The sequence below is a fragment of the Achromobacter sp. 18P8.1.1 genome (genome assembly GCF_057799415.1).
Window position 1 is genome coordinate 1 of sequence record NZ_JBYOKH010000096.1, and the last position, 2257, is coordinate 2257.

At 52.7% G+C, this 2257-nt stretch carries 4 protein-coding genes; 2 read left to right on the plus strand and 2 right to left on the minus strand.

Annotation, left to right across the window (positions count from 1 at the left end; translation table 11 throughout):
• Together AC27VE_RS30690 and AC27VE_RS30695 are read left to right on the plus strand one after the other, a co-directional pair.
• Positions 1 to 228: hypothetical protein (locus AC27VE_RS30690; RefSeq protein WP_488705852.1), on the plus strand; the 228-nt coding region annotated here is incomplete at its 5' end.
• 141 nt (positions 229 to 369) lie between these two features.
• The gene (locus tag AC27VE_RS30695) at positions 370 to 1344 is read left to right on the plus strand and encodes an IS110 family RNA-guided transposase (RefSeq protein WP_488705855.1); all 975 of its coding nucleotides are present in this window, start codon (positions 370 to 372) and stop codon (positions 1342 to 1344) included.
• Between the two features lie 29 nt (positions 1345 to 1373).
• On the opposite strand, the gene AC27VE_RS30700 is transcribed toward AC27VE_RS30695, so the two are convergent.
• On the minus strand, positions 1374 to 1811 hold the full coding sequence (locus AC27VE_RS30700; protein WP_488705853.1) for a hypothetical protein: 438 nt from the start codon (positions 1809 to 1811) through the stop codon (positions 1374 to 1376).
• Positions 1808 to 2257: toxin C-terminal domain-containing protein (locus tag AC27VE_RS30705; RefSeq protein ID WP_488705854.1), on the minus strand; the 450-nt coding region annotated here is incomplete at its 5' end. The genes AC27VE_RS30700 and AC27VE_RS30705, both read right to left, overlap by 4 nt.

A 2257-nucleotide genomic window follows, 5' to 3' on the forward strand; every position in this document is an offset into this window, starting at 1 on the left:
AGTCAGGGTGATGTCGCGCCCAGCCTGCATACTGAGGTTGCCGGCATCTACGCGGGCTACGCCGCTGATGTGCGAGCCCCAGGTGCTGCCGAAGTCCTCTGCGAATATGGTGTCAGACTACATTTTCGAGTTCAGAAATGTAGTCTGACACCTTGTATCTTTGTCTCTGTGGTGATCAGCTATCACCACAGCGGATTCGACGAGTTTGCTCTGACACCGAAAGCTTAGACTTTGCGATAAAGATTAAACCTCGATCCGCTCTTCTGAGCCAGCTGGACACTGGACGGTAGCCTAGGGCATTAGGACCCTGCATGTACAAGGCAAGTGGGCGCAGCGGGCATCATGAATATCATGACGGGAGCTAAGTCCATGTTCTTTCTCGGAATAGATGTGTCGAAGGCCAAGCTCGATTGCTTGCTTCTCGTAGACGGCGCCACAAGACGCAAAACAAAAGTTGTACCCAACACCGCCGTCGGCGTGCAAACGCTATTGGACTGGTGCATCAAGCACGGCGCTCAACCCAAGCAGATTCACGCCGTACTTGAACCCACGGGCCAATATCACGAACAGGCCGCCACTGTGCTGCACGATGCGTCGATGAATGTCTCGCAGGTTAACCCTGCACAGGCACGCGACTTCGCTGGAGCCTTGGCCATACGTTCTAAGACCGATGGAATCGACAGCTATGTGTTGGCCCGTTACGGCCAGGCACTCGAGCCGCCGTTGTGGCATCCAGCGCCCGTGCACGCTCGACAATTGCGTGCACTGCTGGCGCGACGTGAAGCCTTGGTCAAGGACCTGTTGCGAGAACTCAACCGCCAAGAGAAAACGCAATTCAGCCGCCCGCCAGCGTTGGTTGAAAGCTCTATCGATAAAGCAATCGCGTTCCTGCGTGAGGAGATCAAGCGATTGGATCGCGCCATCGATGAGCACATTGATCGACATCCAGACCTGAAAGCGGACCGAGATTTGCTCACCAGCATCCCTGCCATCGGACCGCAAGCAGCGAACGCGATCCTAGCGATCATGCACGACAGGCGAATCAACTCAGCGGAGGGCCTAGCGGCATATCTGGGTCTGATTCCCGTAAAGCGGCAATCCGGAACCAGCCTCAATGGCCGACCTTGCTTGTCCAAGGCCGGACCGCCACGAGTGAGGGCAACGCTATACATGGCCGCGATTGTGGCCACGCGCTATAACCCACATGTCCAAGCCCTCTACGCCCGACTGCTAGACGCCGGTAAAAGCAAAATGTCCGCGCTCGGCGCTGCAATGAGAAAGCTTGCTCATCTCTGCTTCGGCGTGCTCAAAACGCGTTCATCCTATCGACCGGATTACGCCTAATCTCTTGACGGACAAGACGGTATCTTAATTCACAGCCTATTAAAAAAATCCTTTATTGATAACACATCGACCTTCCATTGAGAAATGACTTGACCATCCTCATTAATCTCCTCTCTCACCGAAACGTAAGAATTTATCTTACGTGGATCAAAGGGTTCACTAATTTCATCTAGAAAAATCACTCCATTCTGGATGTACGCCTGATCACCTTCCAGGAAAACCACCCAGTAAAATATGAAATTACACGACAGTGGATTTCGCATCGACGTCACCAGGACTGCATGGGAACCATCTCGGAACCCTTCAGCCAACGCCCACTTCCAGCTGCTTAAATAATCACCCCTGGACCAATACCCCACTGGAGCGAAGAAACTCTCCTTATATCCGTCTATTTCAATCTCACCATGCAGCACGACCTCATCAAACTCTGTTAATAACTTATCTGTAAGACTAATGCCAAAGGTCATTTTTTCACCCAATTCAAATCTTTGTCATATGTACCCACCCTATTACCTCGACGATCGAAAACCTTCCATCCATCCGAAACATTATGCCCATCGACGTCAGGAGTAATGTAGTTTTTGCCGTTCCAGAAAACAGGCTGACCATGCGAATTAAATGGCGCCTTTTGCGGAGAAATTCGCTGGCCATACCCCAGCTCCTTGGCTCTCTGCTTTAGCTCGTCGCTTGTGCTAAAGATTGGATCGACAATGATAGGGCCATTGTTCGGCGTACCGATAGGCGCTCCATTATCAACTACCGCATTCTCTTGGCTTGGAACACCGATCGACCCAACCGGCTCACCCGGCCAACTCGGAATCTCCGAACCAAACGTCTCCTTCTCGGAAGGCAGCGGCGGCGGCGTATCCACCCTCACCACCTCGCCAGGCTTACCAGGCAGCGCCGTCTCGCT

Bases quoted from the DNA above. Each gene is read 5' to 3' on its own strand.
- AC27VE_RS30695 (WP_488705855.1), top strand. From the start codon at position 370: ATGTTCTTTCTCGGAATAGATGTGTCGAAGGCCAAGCTCGATTGCTTG.
- AC27VE_RS30700 (WP_488705853.1), bottom strand. From the start codon at position 1,811: ATGACCTTTGGCATTAGTCTTACAGATAAGTTATTAACAGAGTTTGAT.